Below are 18,828 nucleotides of genomic sequence, written 5' to 3' on the forward strand. Positions count from 1 at the left end.
GCGGTAAAGCAGTTATTTTTATAGGTTAATATTTTTGTGATGATAAACACATTTCAGGGCTAAATGTGTTATTTTTGATAGATTTACAATTTGTCATCGTTGAAGAAAATTACCTTTATAGCCGTACTATTATTTGTATTGCCTCTTTTTGCGCAAAAAGAGGCGAATAACTGGTTTTTCGGCTGGAATGCAGGTGTGCATTTTAACGATGACGGCACGGTATCGGCATTGGCAGGAGGACAAATGAGTACTAATGAAGGCTGTAGCTCTATGAGTGATGCCGATGGGAACCTGCTTTTTTATACTGATGGGCGTACCGTGTGGGATCGTAACCATGTAATAATGCCTAATGGTAATTATATGGGGGGAACCGGCCTGTTTGGTGACCCATCGAGTACACAGTCGGCAATTATCATCCCTAAAAAGAATAATCCCAATATTTATTATGTTTTTACCGTAGATGAGCCACATCATCAAAATGCTGCCGTTTACCCCGATGTGTATACCGGGGTGTATGATGAGCCTAATGGGCAGCAGTCTATACCTGAAGCTGACGATGGTTTTAATAATGGTTTTAACTACTCTATAATAGACTTGTCTGTAGTTGGTGCTAATGGCAGTATAGGCGATGTTATTACCCGAAATGTGCCGCTGCTTACCTATGATCCTTTGGATACAGAACAAATAAAATATCGGTGCTCCGAAAAAGTTACAGCCGTTAAAAACAGTGCCGATACCGGTTACTGGGTGGTAACTCATTTTATAAACCAGTTTTATGCTTTTGCGGTAGATGAAAACGGGGTAAATGCCACTCCTGTAATAACAACCATTTTACCCACTGTTTCCACTGCAGGATACAGGCGAAATGCTATAGGCTGTATTAAAGCTTCGCCTACGGGTAAATACATTGCGATAGCGCATCAGCAAAGAGGATTTGTAGCGGGTGGAACTGAAAATAACGGAGCTGTTTACCTTTATGATTTTGATGATGCTACCGGGCAGCTTTCTAATGCTGATTTGATTGTACAGGATGTTCGTCCGTATGGAATTGAATTCTCTGCACAAGAAAAGAAGCTATATGTTTCCCTTCAGGATGCCCAGAGTGATGCTTCTGTGTGGCAATATAACCTGGAAAGTATTGATATAGGCTCGTCTGGCATACAGATAGCGAGTGGAAATACCAGTACTACATTACAGCTGGGGCCTAACGGTAAAATTTATAAGGCAGTAAACGGACAAAACACGCTCGACGTTATAAATAACCCCGAAAATGATGGTGCTGACTGTAACTATATAAGTAACGGAGTGAGTCTCCCCGTGGGGTCTATAGCAGTGTTTGGGCTTCCACCATTTATAACGTCTATTTTTTCGGCGCGTATTGTAGCCACGGCAACCTGTTTGGGGCAGCCTACACAATTTCAGTTATACGTAAATAAAGTGTTTAATTCTGTGGTTTGGGATTTTGGCGATGGTGCTACATCTACTGAAGAAGCTCCACAGCATCAGTATGCCGCTTCGGGTGTATATAGTGTAACCGCTACCATAACTCATAATGACGGAACAGATGTAGTTACTTCCAGCGTTAATGTTACGGCGCCTCCGGTGGCTAATACGCCTCCTGACATGGTGCTTTGCGGCGTTGACGATTCCGGGCAAATGAGCTTTACGTTAGGTAATAATAGCGCAGCAGTAAGAGGTGGCCAAAGCGCTGCCGATTACACAGTGTATTATTACGCATCGCAGGAAGATGCCGACACTAACCACAATCCGCTAAATGTTAATGATTATACTAATGCTACAAACCCGCAAACTATTTATGTGCGCGTAGTTAATAACAGTAATACAAGTTGTTTTGCCACAAGTTCGTTTAACCTAATAGTGTCAGAAGGCCCCAGCCTTTCTTCAGATACTTACGCGGTATGCGATACGGATGCCGACGGCAGTAACACAAATGGTATGTATGCTTTTACCCTTAGCGAGGTTACCACAGGTTTAGGCGTGGGTAGTGGTTTTACGGTAAACTGGTATGCTAATGGCATTAATGCCAATGCGCAGCAAAACCCGCTGCCGGCAACTTTTTCTACTGCCGATACTGTTGTGTACTTTAGGTTACAAAGTGTAGCAAATCCCGCCTGTTTTTATGTGGTACCTATTACTTTGTTAGTACAGCCATTACCACCTATTGCATTTAACGCTGTACTGGAACAATGCGACCCACAAATTAACCCCGATGGTATTACCCAGTTTAATCTTACTCAGGCCGATGGGTTGTTTGTAAGTCCTAATAATAACAATGTGGTTGTGAGTTATTATGCTACAGCCGCCGATGCTGATGCAGCTACTAATCCGCTGCCGGCCGCGTATACAAATATCGTTGCATATAGTGAACAAATAGCCGTACGTGCCGAAAATACTCTTACGGGATGTTACAGGGTATCGCAGCTTACATTGAATGTAAATACTACCCAGTATCCGCTTGTTACCCTTGAAGAATGTGATGATGACGGGGCGGAAGATGGCTACGCTGAGTTTAACCTGGCAGCAGCGGGATATGAAAATGGTGTAAATAGTGTGTTGTATTATTTAACGGAAAACGATGCGCTTTTAGAGCAAAACAGGATAGCTTCTGCATTTACTAATACGGTGCTGGGAGGTCAAACTGTTTTTGCGCGTATAGAGAATAATAATGCCTGCCTGGCTATAGCGCCTATACAGCTTATATTACATTCGCTGCCGCCTATAGAGGCTACGGGCGCTGGTTTGGTTTGTCTTAATACCGGTGATTATATTATACTGGAATCGGGTGTTGCAGGTAATTATTACAGTTATTTGTGGAGTACCGGGCAAACCACGAATTTTATTCAGGTAAATATGCCGGGTACCTATACAGTAACGGTAACCGATGTGGATACAGGGTGCCAAAAAGTGCGCACCTTTACAGTAACGGCGAGTAATATTGCTCTAATTAATACCGTTGAGGTAGAGGACTTAAAAGATAATAACACCATAACTATAGTAGCTACACCATTGGGCGGGGTACAAACTACCTATTTGTACAGTCTTGACAGCCCTAATGGGCCGTGGCAGGAAGAATCGTATTTTCAGAATGTATCAGGAGGTGTGCATACCATTTATGTGTATGATACAAAGGGGTGTGGTATTATTGATAAAAGGGTGGGGGTGCTGGATATACCCAATTACTTTACTCCAAATGGAGATGGTACCCATGACGAATGGTATATACCTGGGCTTTCAGGGCAAAATTATACAGGCAGTATGGTGTATATTTTTGATCGTTATGGAAAGCTGTTGGTTTCGCTTACGCCTACGCAAAAGTGGGATGGTACTTATAATGGTGCTCATGTGCCGTCTACTGATTACTGGTATTTGCTGAACCTGACCGACGGGCGTACCATACGCGGACACTTTAGCCTGGTGCGATAGACTCTAAATGATAATAGTATATAAAACACAAACGCCCCGAATGGGGCGTTTTATATGATATAAAAGAGTGTGCTAATTAAGCAAGAGCAACCCTTTTAAAACCTGTAACGATAAGAGAAGCATCTACAGACTTAACATACTGGCTTACGCTTAGTTTGCTGTCTTTAATGTAATCCTGGTTTACAAGAGTGTTATCTTTAAAGAAACGGCCAAGTTTACCTTTAGCAATGTTTTCAAGCATAGCTTCTGGCTTACCTTCCTGACGAAGTTGATCTTTAGCGATTTCTATTTCTTTTTCTACAACAGCAGCGTCTACACCTTCTTCGTTAAGTGCAAGTGGAGCCATAGCAGCAGCCTGCATAGCTACGTTACGTGCAGCTTCTTCAGCACCTTCTACGTTAGCAGAAAGGCTTACAAGAGTAGCGATACGGTTACCTGCGTGGATGTAAGAACCTACAAAAGCACCTTCAAGTTTTTCGAAAGCACCGATTTCTATTTTCTCACCGATAACACCTGTTTGTTCAGTAAGTTTTTCACCTACAGTGATACCTTCGTATGGCTTAGCAAGAAGATCTTCAAGAGAAGCGCTTTCAAGTGCAAGGGCAGCAAAATCGTTAGCCAGTTTAAGGAAAGATTCGTTTTTACCTACGAAGTCAGTTTCACAGTTTAGTGAAATAACCACACCTGAAGTTTTGTCTGCGTTTACAACAGCGATAACAGCACCTTCGGTAGATTCGCGGTCAGCCCTGTTAGCAGCAACTTTTTGTCCTTTTTTACGAAGGATTTCAATTGCTTTTTCAAAATCGCCTTCAGCTTCTACAAGTGCTTTTTTGCAGTCCATCATACCGGCACCGGTAGTCTGGCGTAGTTTATTTACGTCTGCAGCAGTAATATTTGCCATTTTGTATGTTGTTTTTTATTTGATGTTTTGTTAAAAAAATTAAAGCCGTTATACAGATAATGCCACAAAAGTAAACACTACCCCGCACAACGGCTTTATTGTAATGTTAATTTTTACTCTTCTGAAGTAGTTGCAGGAGCCTCAGCTACTACAGTTTCTTCGTTTGCAGTTTCAGCTGCAGGAAGGTCCTGTAGGTCTTCTTTGTCAGACTTGCGGTCAGCAAGACCTTCAACGATAGCACCAGTTACCAGAGAAAGTACTTTTTCTATTGATTTAGAAGCGTCATCATTTGCAGGGATTACATAATCAACCTGACGTGGGTCAGAGTTGGTATCAACCATTGCGAAAACCGGAATGTTTAATTTTTGAGCTTCTTTTACTGCGATGTGTTCAGCCTTAATGTCTACAACAAACAGAGCGGCAGGAAGCCTTGTCATGTCTGCAATAGAACCAAGGTTTTTCTCAAGCTTAGCACGTAGACGATCTACTTGCAGACGCTCTTTTTTAGAAAGAGTGTTGAATGTACCGTCTTTCTTCATTTTATCGATAGAAGCCATTTTCTTAACAGCTTTACGGATAGTAACGAAGTTAGTAAGCATACCACCTGGCCACCTTTCGGTGATGAATGGCATGTTAGCAGTTGTAGCTTTTTCAGCTACGATGTCTTTAGCTTGTTTTTTTGTGGCTACGAAAAGGATTTTTCGGCCAGAAGCAGCAATTTTCTTAAGGGCTTCGTTAGCCTCATCAATTTTAGCTGCAGTTTTATACAGGTTGATAATGTGTATGCCATTACGCTCCATGTATATATAAGGGGCCATGTTAGGGTCCCATTTCCTGGTCATGTGTCCAAAGTGAACACCTGCTTCCAGTAATTCTTTTACATCTACTTTGTTTGCCATTTTTGTAATAGTTTACGTTCTGTTGAGTAAGCGCAATGGGTAAGTGGCGTATGTACGGCCTTGCCCATTTAGATGCTAAACTAACCCCTCGCCTCAGCGGGGCAACAACAACATGGTTTCTTTTTTAAATCAATAATCAATATCCTGATCAATTTCAGGATGCGGATAATATTAACGTTTAGAGAACTGGAATCTCTTACGGGCTTTCTTCTGGCCGAATTTCTTACGTTCTACCATACGTGGATCCCTTGTAAGTAGTCCTTCTGGTTTAAGCACAAGCCTGTTTTCAGCATCAACTTCGCACATTGCGCGAGCGATAGCCATACGTACAGCTTCAGCTTGTCCTGTAACACCACCACCATATACGTTTACTTTTACGTCAAAGTTTTCTACGTTGTTAGTCATAGAAAGTGGCTGACGCACTTTGTATTGTAGTGTAGCGGTAGGGAAGTATACCTCAAGATCTTTTTTGTTAACCGTGATTTTTCCTGAACCTGCGGTTAGGTAAACACGGGCAACAGCAGTTTTCCTCCTGCCAATTTTGTGAATTGTCGCCATCTTACTTTAGGTCGTTTAAGTTAACGGTTTTAGGAGTCTGAGCAGCATGTTTGTGGTCAGGTCCTACATATACATTCAGGTTACGGAAAAGCTGAGCGCCAAGTTTGTTCTTAGGCAGCATTCCCTTAACAGCTTTTTCTACAAGGATAGCAGGGTTCTTAGCCATTACATTCTTTGCAGTAAGCGTCCTTTGACCTCCAGGGTAACCAGTGTGACGGATGTAAGTCTTGTCGTCAAGTTTGTTACCTGTAAGGTTGATTTTGTCTGCGTTGATAACAATTACGTTATCGCCACAGTCCACGTGCGGAGTATAATTTGTTTTGTATTTGCCCCTTAAAAGCATCGCAACTTTTGAAGCAAAACGTCCCAGATTATGCCCTTCAGCGTCAACAACTATCCACTCTTTTTGTGCAGTGGCTTTGTTTGCCGAAACTGTTTTGTAGCTTAATGTGTTCACAGTAAATTATTTTAATTAAACATTCCATCCCCAATAAAGGGAGTGCAAAAGTACAATTATTTATGTGAAATACAAATATGTTGTAAAAAGATTTACTGACAAGATGTTTTTAATGAAATGACAGGTAAGGAGATATATATTTGCTGCAATTAGAATTGTTTTGTTTTCTAACTTTACAAAAAAACCGATGCCAGTCAATTTTTTAGATAATACAGAAGAGGAGTCATTTTTTGAGCGTGCTGAAGTGAAGGCAATCTGTGCAGTTGTATTTTTTGTTCCATTCTTCTTTTATATGATGTTTATGAGCAGTGAGCCAAAAATGATTGAGCAATTCGTTGACAATTTTAAAAAAGAAGAAATCATTGGCGTGGTAAATGAAAAAGCATTAGATTCTGCAAACAGGAATAATCCCTTTTTTAAAGTTTATCGTCATAAATATTATCCAATTCAGCCTATGTGGGATAAAATAAGTGTGGGAGACTCTATTTTTAAATTAAAGAACACGAGTGATTTCCATATCATAAAAAAAGATACTACAATTATTATATATGCTGAAGATGTAAAAAAGCATCTCGATAGCCTATTTGCTAATGATTGAAATTTGAACAGGTTTACTTCCTCAGCTTATTACTATACATCACCTTAAAAGGCACCTGCTTAGCACCGCTGCGTGCCATGTATATAAACTTATATTTTTTGGTGTCCTTTTGCTCCAGCACCATTTTTTGTTTGGTGTAGGAGTCGTATACCTCGGTATCGGCAGTATTGCTGATGCGTATGGTTTCTGCCAGCCCCAGTTTTTTGTCTGAAATAGGGTAGCCTTTGTACACCTGCTTACCGTCTGTAGTTACTGTAATCTCTGCACCTATAAAGTTTTTGGTTAGCATCAGCACCGAGTAGTTTTCATCAGTAGCATCCAGCCCTTTCAAAAAATTATTTTTTTGTGCATCGGTAGCGCCTTTAAAGTTGTCACTATATATAATGTAGTCTTTAGGCGTAGCCTTGGCGGTGGTTTTGCTTTTACACATTACAAACAGCAATGCCAGCGGGAGTAGTATCAGTAGCTTTTTCATATTCAACCATCATTTTTGTAAAGATAGCACGGTACCATTTTTCGCGCCAATGGTTTAGCATTACCCTAACATTCATAAGTTTGGTGGTTGTGGAGATTTTGTAACACAGAGACTCGCAGAGCGAGCGCAGGGATACTCAAAGAAAAAGATTACACCTTCGGTGTGAGGCCGCTGAACATGCAGGTTAACGTTCATCCAGCTTTGGGTTCTCGTGTTGAAGGCGCATTCTAAATACCGTTTTAACTTTGCTAAACAGCTTTTTTATGAGAACAGCGAATTGAAACTAAAAAATAAGGGGCTCCTGTTATCAGGAGCCCCTCGTGGTTGAAACAATCATTTAACCCAAACTATTGTTTCAGAAGTTTTATCGTCTGTTTGCGGCCGTTTGTGCCGGTTACTTTTACAACGTATAGCCCTTTGGCAAGCGAAGCTATGTCTACAGCTTCGCCCTCGGCTACATTGTTTTTGGTTTTCACCTTTTGGCCTGCGGTGTTGTATATTTCTATAGTAGCGGCTGCCACATTCACCCTAAAGCTTGTTACCGCAGGGTTAGGGTACAGCACTACGCTGTTTTTGTTTAGCGTTTCGGTACCCAGTATACCTGTTAGCTTGTACACTTTATAGCCTTTAGCTGCTATGCTGCCCGGGTTCAGTCCGGCAAAGCCACCATCGGCAGTAACAGTTACGTCAAGACTGCTGCCACCCAGCAGTTCGGTCATGGTATAGTTACCCGGGGTAATGTTTCCGTTTACCAGCGTAACAGTAGCATCGGTTACGGTGCTGCTGTTCAGGTTTACTACTACCAGTATGTTTTGGTTTTGGTACTGGCGTATGTAAGCAAATATGCCTGTGTTGTTGCTGGCTACCGGTAGGTAAGTACCCTGCCTTAATGCTACTTCGTTGTTGCGAAGTGCTATAAGGTTACGGTAGTGCTGCCATAACGACCCTGTTGTAGCCTGTTGTAGGGTTACGTTTTTAGTAGGCAGGTCGCCATTTATGGCGTACCACGGATTTGCGTTTGTAAACCCACCCCCCGATGTGTTACTCCACTGCATGGGGGTACGTATGTTCTCATCAGGTTTTACCCCTGTCATGCCTATTTCTTCACCATAATATATATAAGGTATACCCGGCAGGGTAAGCAGCATGGTAGCAGCTGCTTTAGCCTTATCGGTGCTGCTGCCCAGGCGGCTCATGGTACGGTCGCCATCATGATTGGTAAGGAACGTACCCCATTGCTGAAACGGATAGCTTGTTATTACCTCGTTCATCTGGCTTATAAGGTCAGATGCGTTAGTGCTGTTCAGCCCGTTGATGATGCTGTCTGCCAGTTCAAATTCAAAGCAATAGTCGAGTCCGTTGTTATTTGTGTATTGCTTGGCTACCGAAGTAATATCCCAAGCCTCGCCCACTGCAAAAGCATCTGGTTTTATCGATTTGTAGTACTGGCGGTATTGTTGCCAGTAGGCTACAGTTTGAGGATCGTCTTCTACCACACCCGGACTTTCGTACAGGTAGCGCACGGCATCCAGCCTGAAACCGTCTACATTCATATCAGTAAGCCAGTACGATGCTATGTTTTCCATTTCGGTATGTACCTCGGGGTTGTAGTAGTTCAGGTCGGGCATACCGCTGTAAAATGCACCGTAGTAGTAATCGCCGTTTAGCAGGTTCCATGGGTAAGTGTCAAAAGGTCCTGCGGTACCGGGATCCGTGTCGTTCCAAATATACCAGTCGCGCTTATCGTTTGTAGTGCTCGAAGCCGAGGCTACAAACCACGGATGCTGGCTGCTGGTATGGTTCATTACCATATCTATAATTACCTTAATGCCGCGCGCGTGGCAGGCATTGATAAGTTCGGTAAAATCGGCAGCGGTGCCGTAATCTTCTTCTATACCCAGATAGTTTGTAATATCGTAGCCGTGGTAGCTTGGCGAAGGCATTATCGGCATCAGCCATATGCCGGTTACACCAAGGTCTGTAGTCGTATTCGGGTTGCCGTCGTTAAGGTAATCCAGTTTGCTTATAAGCCCCTGTATGTCGCCCTTGCCGTCGTTGTTACTGTCTTTAAAGCTGCGAACAAATATTTCGTAAAATACGCGGTCGTTCCACCAGTGCGTTTGCATGGCATCCACACGTATGTAGTCTGTAAATGTTTCCGTAGCCGATTCACCTCCCGCATTGGTTACGGTAAGGGTTATGCTGTAATTGCCTTCAGCCGCATAGCTCACCTGCGGGTTTTGGTCTGTAGAAGTGGCAGGTGTTCCTCCCGGGAACGACCATTGCCAAGATACCGGGGTTCCGGCAGAAGCATCGGTAAACTGTATGCTTTGGCCTGGCTGTATTATAAGTGCCGATGCGCTGATGTTTACGTCCAGCAAATCCGGCGGAAGCTGGTCGTTGTACCAGTAGCTTAGCACACCGTTTTCCACAGCGGTATAGCTGCGGTTTGGCCCACCACCCGAAAATTCCTCAGTGCCGTTCCACTGTGCGTTAATACGGGTTTTAAACTGATAGGTAGTGCCTACGGTAAGGGTTAGGGTAGTGGTGTAAATACCATCGCCATCGGTATCGCTAAGTACCGTTGTGGGGCTGCCCCAGTTATTAAATGTGCCGGCAACGTCTACGGTTTGCGTGGCGGGGTTAAAGTTGCCCAGGGTTACCTGGTAATTCATGTTTACCTGAAACTGTACACTGGTGGTTTGGCTGTAACCAAAGCCTGCAAGCAACAGCATCAGGGCAATAAAAATGTTTTGGGGAAATGCCTTCTTCTTCATTCATTGTGGATTTAAAGCAAAGGCTTCCCTGTTTAAAAGGAAGCCCTATGCCTAACTTAAACTTATTTAACTAACACAAAAACTATTATTCTTTTACGAGTTTCATAGTACTGGTGCGGTTGGTGGTGTCGGTAACTTTTACAAGGTAAATCCCTTTGCTAAGTCCGCTAATGTCAAAGCCGGTTCCGTTTGTGTTAGATCCGTAGCTTTTTACCAGCTGGCCGGTTAGGGCATATACCTCGGCGTGGTTTACCGGAGTGCTTAAGTAAAAACTATTTGTAGCCGGGTTAGGGTACAGTACTGCCGAAGCAGCTTTTACAGTACCTGTGCCCAGGTTTGCAGGCTTGTTGCCGTATATCCTGAACTCGCCCGGTTGCAGGGTAACAGTAGTTACCGTACTGCTTATTGTGGTACCGTCCATAAGGTTGTACCAGTCACCGCTTATAGAAAACGATGTGTTTACGGTTTGTGCACTTGTACTGAAGTTGGCCAGGACAACTACTGCTTTAAGGTCATTTTCAGTAAGATTGTTGTTCCATACGTCTATCCTTGGTGTAAGCGTACCCGATGCTATGGTAAATGTAGTGGTGTTAAACACTTCGTTATGCAGCCTAAGGTCTATGATTTGCGACCATACATCGTATATAGCCGTACGCGAATCATTAGTAGTATATCCTATTTCAGATGGTATAGGCTTAGGGTTTGTGCGGCAGTCACTGCTGTAGGTGCCGTTTTCGCAATAGTTAACACCGTAGTCATATCCAAGCTCGCCAAACTGCCATAGCATTTTAGGCCCCGGTATGGTAAACAATACTGCGCCTATGGCTTTTTGCCTTTCAAGGGCTGTAGCTAATGTTTTTACATCATAACTACCAGATGATGCTCCGTATAAAAGGTTTTTGTACATAAGCCTTTCTTCATCGTGGCTTTCGGCATATCCCATCACCCTTGGTGCAGTATAGCCGCGTACTTCAAAGTCCATGGCGTTAAAGTTACTGCCGTCCGGGTAGCCCATGCTCAGCTGGTTATACTGGCTGTTAAACTTGCCCCACGGCATTATACCTTTTCCTTCGCTTACACGATAGTTAGCCCATTCCACTTCTTCGTTAGCGCTGCCGCCTACACCCAGGTGTTCAAAGATTACGTAAAAATCAGGGTCTATAGCCCACTGGTAGTCGGCATATTGCTTAAGGATGGCCACGCGGTCTGCCTGATAACCGTTTGTGCAGGTTTCGTCGCTGGCAGTACAGTTTTGGGTAAAACCTTTGGTAAGGTCCCAACGGAAACCATCAATGTTGTACTCTGTCATCCATTCTTCTACGGTGCGCTGCACGTAGTACTGGGTAAGAGTACTGCTGTGGTTAAGGTCGGTGCCTACACTGTACGAGTGTTTTGCCACCACATTACAGTATGGGTTTTCGGTTGAAGCATCGCCAAAACCGTCGCCGTCAGGGTCAGTACACCACATACGTGCCAATGGTGAGCGGCCGTAAACGTGGTTTAGTGCCACATCCAGTATTACCGCAATGCCGTTTTGGTGGCACAGGTCTATAAACGCCTTCATGCTGTCCGGAGTTCCGTAAGCTTTATCAGGGGCCATGTGGAATGCAGTATTGTATCCCCACGATATGTTTCCTTCAAATTCCATAACCGGCATAAGCTCTATAGCGTTAACCGCTAATCCTTTAAAGTAAGCTATTTTATCAGCAAGGCCGTTCCAGGTTTTATCGCTGCCAAAATCCCTGATAAGCGCTTCGTATACAATAAGGTTTTCCTTAGCAGGGCGTACAAAGTTTGTTGCCTGCCAGTTGTAAGGTTGTTGGCCTGTTTGTAGTACCGATACTTCATAAGATTGTCCCGCAGGGTATGCAGGAAGGTTAGGGTATACGTCGGCTGTAATGTACGGATCGTCATAAGGAGATAGTACAAGGGTAGAGAACGGGTCGGCTACCTTTACAAGCGATTGTGTATTGGCAAGAGGCGTTTGGTCTACTGCCCAGTACTGATACGTGTATACCTGGTTTGCGGTAAGACCGGTAAGTTCCAGCCAGAATTTACCCGTTGCAGGGTCTTTTTTCATCGCATAGGCTGTGCCGGGATTGTAGCCGTTAAAGCTACCTGCCACATAAACAAAGTCCTTGCCCGGGGCATTAAGCACAAGGATAGCTTTGGTGTTGTCTGTAGCGTTGTAGTTTATACCGTCGCGGGTACCGGCAGGCAGTGCCTCGCTTATGGTGCCCGGATTTACCATTACGTCAAATTCTTTTGTAATAACATCACTGCCCAGTGTAGCGGTAAGCTGGTAATGGGTGTTGCCTGTAATATTGCTGTGTGTATAGCTGTAGCTTGATGTAGAGCTGTTAGTGTTAATGCTGGTGCCGTTTGCCAAAAGGTTGTAGCTGGCATTACCACCTGTATTTGTAGCGCTAATGCTAACGCTGGCGCCCGAGTTAATAAGCGTTACAGAATTTTCGGCAGGGCTGGTCATTGTAACCTGAAACGCGCCAACGTTTACAAAATAATCATCGGTTTGTGGTGATCCTGCTGCTGCCCTGAACACTACACATATCTGTGTAATGGTGCTGCTTGTAGGTACACCAAAGTATGTATAAAGGTCTGGTCCCAGGTTAAGGGTGTAATTACTGCCGCCCGCAGCTGTAAGAGCAGGCTGGGTAGTGTTGTTTCCCCATGAACCTATAACGTTTTGCCATTGCTGCCCATTTACCGTAAGGCCTATGTGGGCATATATGGTTCCGGTATACGATGCAAGGCCTGTACCTGTCTTATTAAAGTTAAGCGTCATGGCCTCTGTAGGGATGCCCGGGCTGGGCGTGGTAGAAACCTGCGCAAAGCCTATAGCGCTTAATAGTAAAAATAGTACTAAAGTAAGTTTTTTCATCAGGTCGAAATTTGAGATAAAAAAGGGCTGACAAAAGCCAGCCCCTTTAAATTAGGTTATATTTACTGAAGCTGAAGGCTGTAAGTATACGCCCTCGGACTGCTTAAGTCAAGTGTTACAAGGTAAGTACCTGTTGCAGCTACTGCAATGTTAGCACCACCTTCGTTTAGAGAAGCATCAGCACCGTCATCACCATAGTTAAGATCCCATGCGTCGTTAGCGCGGAATTTAACTTCCTGGCCACCGGTAAGGGCTATAGTAACGGTCCATTTTTTAGTAGCAGGGTCATACACCATGTCTGTATCGCTGTCCCATCCTGTAGGAGTAGCGCTACCTATAATACCCCAGCTTGCTGGAGTAAGTGTATAGCTTAGTGTAGCAGGGTCTGTGTTAGCAGCAACTTTGTAGTAACCTGCTGCAGGAGGAGTAAGGTTTCCACCGGCTGCATCAAGTGTGTTAGCTGCGCTGCCCGCACCATAGTTAGTACCATTCCAGTCTGCCTGAGAAGTAAATTTAAACTCACTTACAGATGCAAAGTATACATAACCTTCAAAGTGTGTATCACCGTATCCTGTAGCAAGTAGTTGAGGAGCATCTGCAGGAGTCCAGTCGGCACCGTATCCGCTTGCTGCCTGGTAACCGCCAGGTACCCATAGGCGAGGAGTCTCTGTAGTGTATGGAGTTACATAGATTTCTACACTGTTACTGTACATTTCTATTGAATCTACATAACCACGAATCCTTACTTGAAGGGTAGCGCTCTCAAATGGAGTAGCACCTAAGCTAAGAAGCGCATTGTTTAATACGTTTTGACTTATTGCTACCTGAGTGGTATTGTTTGTAGAAGCAACTATTACCGGAGTATCAAAGTTGTCACCAGAATAGTCTATCTGAATATCGTAGTTAGGTATAATACCGTCGCCAAAATCACCAGCTGTCCATACAAACCTTTCGGCAAGGTTGTTCATTTGGTCAGGGCTTAGTACATATACGTTTCCGTCCTCAGGAGCCGAAAGCGTTATGTCTCCATTGGCCTGTACTACCGGCCTGTTTTCTACGTCGTCAACGTTACAAGATACCGCAAATATTGCGCATATCGCTATTATAGAGTTTCTTAGAGTTTTCATGAGTATTGCGTTACAATTTTTTTTGAGTTATTAATAGCCAGGGTTTTGTGTAAGTAGCGGGTTAGCCGCCATAGCGTTAGCAGGGATAGGGAAAATATTCCTGTAGCTTGCTGTAGGGCTTCCGTTTGGCGTGTTGCCTTTCCAAGGCCATACATAAGCACCGCCTGTAAATTTGCCAAAGCGAATAAGGTCGGTCCTGCGGTGACCTTCCCAGTATAGCTCACGAGCCCTTTCATCAAGAATGAAGTCAAGGTCTATGGTAGTTACTGTACTTGCAAAAGAACGCGTTCTTACCTGGTTTACATAACCTACACCTTCAGAAATATGTGTTCCTGTTCTTAGGGCACATTCGGCATACATAAGGTAAGCATCGGCTAGCCTGAACATAGGAAAGTCTGTGTCTGCAAAGTTTCCTGCTGCATCAGATCCTGCAACTCCTTCAGAAGTTACGTTTTTCCATTTTTTGATACCGTAACCGTCAGCAAAGTTGCTAATGTCTGTTATCGCCAAAGATTGTCCGTCTGTATGGAAGTTTGAACGGTCATCTGAAGTGTTAGTGTCAAACTTACCTACAAAGGCCGATGTGGTGCGTACGCCGCCCCAGCCGCCGTTTATTCCAAACTCGGCTATGTTCATACTGCCGCCCACCGGTGCATGCACAAGGAAGGTAGTGCCACCGTAAGTTTGTGTGTTAAGGCCATCAAAAGCAACTGCAAATATTACTTCGTTTTGAGCGCCGTTAGTGTCGTTGTCTGCTATAAACAACTCATCATAATCATCATGAAGCTGGTATCCTGCATTTATAACGTTTTCCAGTACAGCTAAAGCTTCAGTGTATTTGGCTGTGCCGGTATACACTTGTGCGTTCATGTACAGTTTAGCCTTAAGCATCCATGCTGCTGCCTGGTCTGCCCTTGGGTACTCGTTAGAGCGTGGAGCTTTAAGCTGAGAGTCTATTTCAGAAAGTTCACTTTCAATAAAGTCAAACAATTCCTGCGCAGTAGCCTGCTCCGGTAGGAAATACGAAGTAGGGTCGTTTTCTGTAACAATCCCTACACGGCCACCAAAGAAATCAAGGAAATGCCAGTAGCTAAGTGCCCTAAGGAAACGAGCTTCAGCACGATATACCTGTATCTCAGCCCTTGTAGCATCATCTACACCACGAGAGTTTAGTTTCTCGTCTGTGGTTTGCCTAAGGAATTCGTTACAGTTTTTAATCTCAAAGTCAAGACGGCTCCATGTAGCGTTTATAAAGTTGTCGTTAGACGACCATGTCTGGTAATGAAAGTCTTTAATAGTCTGGTCATTCCAGCCTATTACGGCTTCGTCAGTAGTAAGTTCCTGCATATACCACAAGCCCCTTATGTACTGGCTAAAACCTTCGTCTATACCGGCAATGTCAGGTGAACCTGCAGGTCCTACCTGTCCGGTAGTTGCAAATCCGGCATATAGTTTAGCCAGGGTTTGCTTGTAAGCAGCCGGATCACTGTACAGCTCTTCTACAGTAGGGATACCCTCACTGGCCGGGTCTGACTGATCCAGGTCATTTAAACAGGAAGTAAGCGATAGCGACGCTATAAAAAGTCCTGCTAAAAGTTTTATGTTTAAGTTTTTCATATTCTTTTACAATTTTTTTAGAAGTTTACATTAAGGCCCAGGGTATATATACGAGGCCTTGGGTAAAAGTTGTTGTCTATACCTCCTGCAATTTCAGGATCTATACCTTTATATCCGGTAATAACAAGCACGTTTTGTATAGCACCTGTTAGCTGCATGGTGCTTCCTTCTTTAAATACATTTTTAAATGTATAACCCAGAGTTACGTTATCCCACCTTAGGAACGCTGCGTTTTGTACGTAGTAATCGCTTAGGTATTGCGGATTGTTAAAGTTAGTAGCCAAGGCATTAGTGTGCATGTTGTTTAGGTAATTACCGTTTGTAGGTAAGCCTGTAGCGTAGTTGCCGGTGTTAGAAAACACGTTATTGTAGTTGTAGTTTCCGTAAGTACCACGGAAGCTGGTAGAAAACCACCAGTTACCTACTGATAGGTCTGTATTAAAGCCATAGAATATATCAGCTTGTGGCTTATGGAAACGGTATTTATCTTTTTCGTTTATTACACCGTCGTTGTTACGGTCTACATATACACCTTCAAGCGGTTTTCCATCGGCGTCATAAGCCTGCTCATACACATAGTAAGAGTTTGGCCAAAAACCTACCTGGTTGTTTTGTATGGTAGTACCTACACCTCCGCTTATACCACCAATGTTGTAACCAGGGAATCCAGGTACACTTTGAGAGTTAAGTTTTGTAATCTCAGAGTTTTGGAATGTAATGTTTCCGCCAACCCTCCAGGTAACGTTGTCAGTTTTCACTGGGTAAACATCGGCCATAATTTCTAAACCTTTGTTTTTCATGTTACCTATGTTGTAGTAGGCATAGTTAGAAAAGTTTACACCCTGAGGGTTTTGTGCATATACTATAAGGTCTTTAGTTTCACGCTGATAGTATTCTACTGTACCTGTAAATCGGCCGTTGAAAAGAGAGAAGTCTACACCAAAGTTAGTAGTAGTACTTTGTTCCCATTTAAGGTCTTTGTTGTAAGCAGTAGGAGAGTACGTAGTGTAATATACAGGGTGTCCTGCAGCATCATATCCCATTTGATAAGCTGCTGTGTTTGTAGATACCGAATATAGTGCAGCTGCCGGATAAAGGTATCCTGTGTCTTGCTGTCCTGTTATACCCCAGCTTGCACGCAGCTTAAGTTCACTAATAACTTTGCTGTCTTTAAGGAAATTCTCCTGGCTAAGTTTCCATGCTCCGGATACGGCAGGGAAAGAACCAAACGGGTGGTCTGTAAATCGAGACGAAGCATCTGCCCTGTACGATCCGTTAAGGATGTATTTGTCTGCTATAGTAAATGTAGCCCTGCCAAAGAAAGACTGTAAGTTAAGGCGGTTGTTGTACGGTATAGAATAGTTTGTAATATCGTTTACTGCACTATAGCTGCTGCCGCTGCCGCTGTATTTAAAGTCTTGATAGTTATAACCACCGGTTAGCTCTATGTTTGTTTTTATAGACTCTAGATACTTGTTGTAGTTAAAATACAAATCCATGTTTTGTATTTTAGTGTCCTGTGTAGTTTCGTAGCTGCTTCCTGCTTCGCCGGTAACAACATAGTCGCTGTCCACATCTCCATAAGTACGGCCTGAAGCATAGTCGTAACCAAAGTTGGCTACAAGTTTCATGTCTTCCCATCCGTGGATTTTATAATCAAGCTGAGCATTACCTATGCTGCGGAAGTTATTACCATAATTGTGCTTTTGCTCAAGGAAAGCTACCGGGTTGCGGCTTGCGTTTACTTCATAAGCACCATTAGTAGCCCACTGGAAATAGTTTCCGAAAGCGTTGTCCTGGTGTACAGGTTGTGTAGGGTCAAAAGCTACAGCGGCACCAATTGCGCTTTTATCTGCATAAAGGTTATAGATTATTGAGCTTTTGTTTGTTACCTCAATTTTAAGGTGCTTGTCAAAGAAGTTGCCTGTAACGTTAGCTCCTAATGTTGTCCTTTGAAAATTGTCGGTTTTAAGGATACCATTCATATTGGTGTATCCCATAGAAGCCCTGTACACAATATTATCGTTACCACCCTGGGCAGAAATGTTGTGGTCTGTACCCAGTGCTGTACGGTAAATTTGTTTTTGCCAGTCAGTATTAGCAGTTCCTAAAAGCGCTTGTTGTGCAGGGGTACCGTTTGTGGTAACAAAGTTCCTGTATTGATCTGCACTAAGCACATCTACAGTTTTTCCTACCTGATATGCCTGGAAGTTACCTATATAGTTAACTTTCATTTCGCCAGACTTACCTTTTTTAGTAGTAATAATAACAACACCATTACTCGCACGCGAACCGTAAATTGCTGTAGCTGCAGCATCTTTAAGTATCGTCATGCTCTCTATGTCGTTTTGATTAATGGCTGCAAGTGCATTCCTGCCACCTATAGATCCACCACCGCCTACTTCAATAGGCACACCGTCTACTACATAAAGAGGATCGCTGTTAGCTGCTAACGATGCACCACTCCTTATACGCACCAATGATCCGCTGCCTGGCTCACCACCACCGGTGGTTACCTGTACACCAGATACACGGCCTTGTATAAGCTGCTCTGCACCTACAATAGGGCCTTTTTGAAATTGTTCTGCTTTTACGGTAGTTACCGCTGCCGAGTTGTTCTTTTTAGTAGTGGTACCGTAACCTATTACTACCACTTCTTTTAGTTGTGTAGCGTCTTCAGACAGGGTTATGTCTAAAGATGCCTGACCTGTATAGTCTATGGTTTGAGACGCATATCCTATAAAGCTGAACACAATTTTGCTTCCTTTTGCCACGTTTGGTAGTGTATACTTACCGTCCATGTCAGTCGAAGTGCCGTTTTGTGTTCCCTCTACTATAATATTTACACCGGGTAGAGGCTGTCCGGAGGTATTATCACGTACGGTTCCTGTTAGGTTTTTGGTCTGCGCCAAAAGCCCGAAAGGCACCATCAGCAATAACAATAAAAACTTCTGATACATAGTTTTCATACAAGTTGTTTAGGTTAAATTTGCGTTTTTAAATAGCTTATAAAATCACTTCGAAGGTTAAAATTATCTAAAAGCATCATACCAAAAAAACGTTTTCGCTGAACACC

At 43.5% G+C, this 18,828-nt stretch carries 12 protein-coding genes; 2 read left to right on the forward strand and 10 right to left on the reverse strand.

The features are described 5' to 3' along the window. Positions 1 to 99: 99 nt before the first annotated feature. A complete protein-coding gene (locus tag ACLI1A_RS09160) occupies positions 100 to 3,444 on the forward strand; it encodes a T9SS type B sorting domain-containing protein (protein WP_411408346.1) in 3,345 nt (1,114 codons plus the stop codon). A gap of 76 nt (positions 3,445 to 3,520) precedes the next feature. Here the strand turns inward: ACLI1A_RS09160 and tsf are convergent, their stop codons facing one another. From tsf to rplM, 4 genes are all read right to left on the reverse strand, one after another. Then, positions 3,521 to 4,345 (reverse strand): translation elongation factor Ts, encoded by an 825-nt coding sequence (tsf, locus tag ACLI1A_RS09165; protein WP_411408347.1) that lies wholly within the window; start codon positions 4,343 to 4,345, stop codon positions 3,521 to 3,523. Positions 4,346 to 4,458: 113 nt separating this feature from the next. Beyond that, a complete protein-coding gene (rpsB, locus tag ACLI1A_RS09170) occupies positions 4,459 to 5,244 on the reverse strand; it encodes a 30S ribosomal protein S2 (protein WP_411408348.1) in 786 nt (261 codons plus the stop codon). 171 nt (positions 5,245 to 5,415) lie between these two features. Beyond that, positions 5,416 to 5,802 carry a 30S ribosomal protein S9 gene (rpsI, locus tag ACLI1A_RS09175; protein ID WP_411408349.1) on the reverse strand — a complete coding sequence of 129 codons (387 nt, stop codon included), beginning with the start codon at positions 5,800 to 5,802 and terminating at the stop codon, positions 5,416 to 5,418. A gap of 1 nt (position 5,803) precedes the next feature. Next, complete coding sequence (rplM, locus tag ACLI1A_RS09180; RefSeq protein ID WP_411408350.1) at positions 5,804 to 6,259, reverse strand: 50S ribosomal protein L13; 456 nt, start codon at positions 6,257 to 6,259, stop codon at positions 5,804 to 5,806. Between the two features lie 187 nt (positions 6,260 to 6,446). Between rplM and ACLI1A_RS09185 the strand changes: the two genes are divergently transcribed. After that, positions 6,447 to 6,857 carry a hypothetical protein gene (locus ACLI1A_RS09185; protein WP_411408351.1) on the forward strand — a complete coding sequence of 137 codons (411 nt, stop codon included), beginning with the start codon at positions 6,447 to 6,449 and terminating at the stop codon, positions 6,855 to 6,857. A gap of 13 nt (positions 6,858 to 6,870) precedes the next feature. On the opposite strand, the gene ACLI1A_RS09190 is transcribed toward ACLI1A_RS09185, so the two are convergent. The 6 genes from ACLI1A_RS09190 to ACLI1A_RS09215 form a co-directional block, all read right to left on the reverse strand. Then, positions 6,871 to 7,332, reverse strand: coding sequence for a hypothetical protein (locus tag ACLI1A_RS09190; RefSeq protein WP_411408352.1), 462 nt, complete (start codon positions 7,330 to 7,332; stop codon positions 6,871 to 6,873). Positions 7,333 to 7,679: 347 nt separating this feature from the next. Beyond that, complete coding sequence (locus ACLI1A_RS09195) at positions 7,680 to 10,109, reverse strand: alpha-amylase family glycosyl hydrolase (protein WP_411408353.1); 2,430 nt, start codon at positions 10,107 to 10,109, stop codon at positions 7,680 to 7,682. Positions 10,110 to 10,194: 85 nt separating this feature from the next. Further along, positions 10,195 to 13,008: an alpha-amylase family glycosyl hydrolase gene (locus ACLI1A_RS09200; RefSeq protein ID WP_411408354.1), complete on the reverse strand. Its 2,814-nt coding sequence runs from the start codon at positions 13,006 to 13,008 to the stop codon at positions 10,195 to 10,197. A 62-nt stretch (positions 13,009 to 13,070) separates the two neighbouring features. Further along, a complete protein-coding gene (locus ACLI1A_RS09205; RefSeq protein ID WP_411408355.1) occupies positions 13,071 to 14,135 on the reverse strand; it encodes a SusE domain-containing protein in 1,065 nt (354 codons plus the stop codon). Positions 14,136 to 14,165: 30 nt separating this feature from the next. Then, positions 14,166 to 15,752 (reverse strand): RagB/SusD family nutrient uptake outer membrane protein, encoded by a 1,587-nt coding sequence (locus ACLI1A_RS09210; protein ID WP_411408356.1) that lies wholly within the window; start codon positions 15,750 to 15,752, stop codon positions 14,166 to 14,168. A 17-nt stretch (positions 15,753 to 15,769) separates the two neighbouring features. Further along, complete coding sequence (locus tag ACLI1A_RS09215; RefSeq protein ID WP_411408357.1) at positions 15,770 to 18,721, reverse strand: SusC/RagA family TonB-linked outer membrane protein; 2,952 nt, start codon at positions 18,719 to 18,721, stop codon at positions 15,770 to 15,772. Positions 18,722 to 18,828: the final 107 nt, after the last annotated feature.

Source organism: Flavobacterium sp. RHBU_3, assembly GCF_046613565.1.
Classification (GTDB): domain Bacteria; phylum Bacteroidota; class Bacteroidia; order Flavobacteriales; family Flavobacteriaceae; genus Flavobacterium.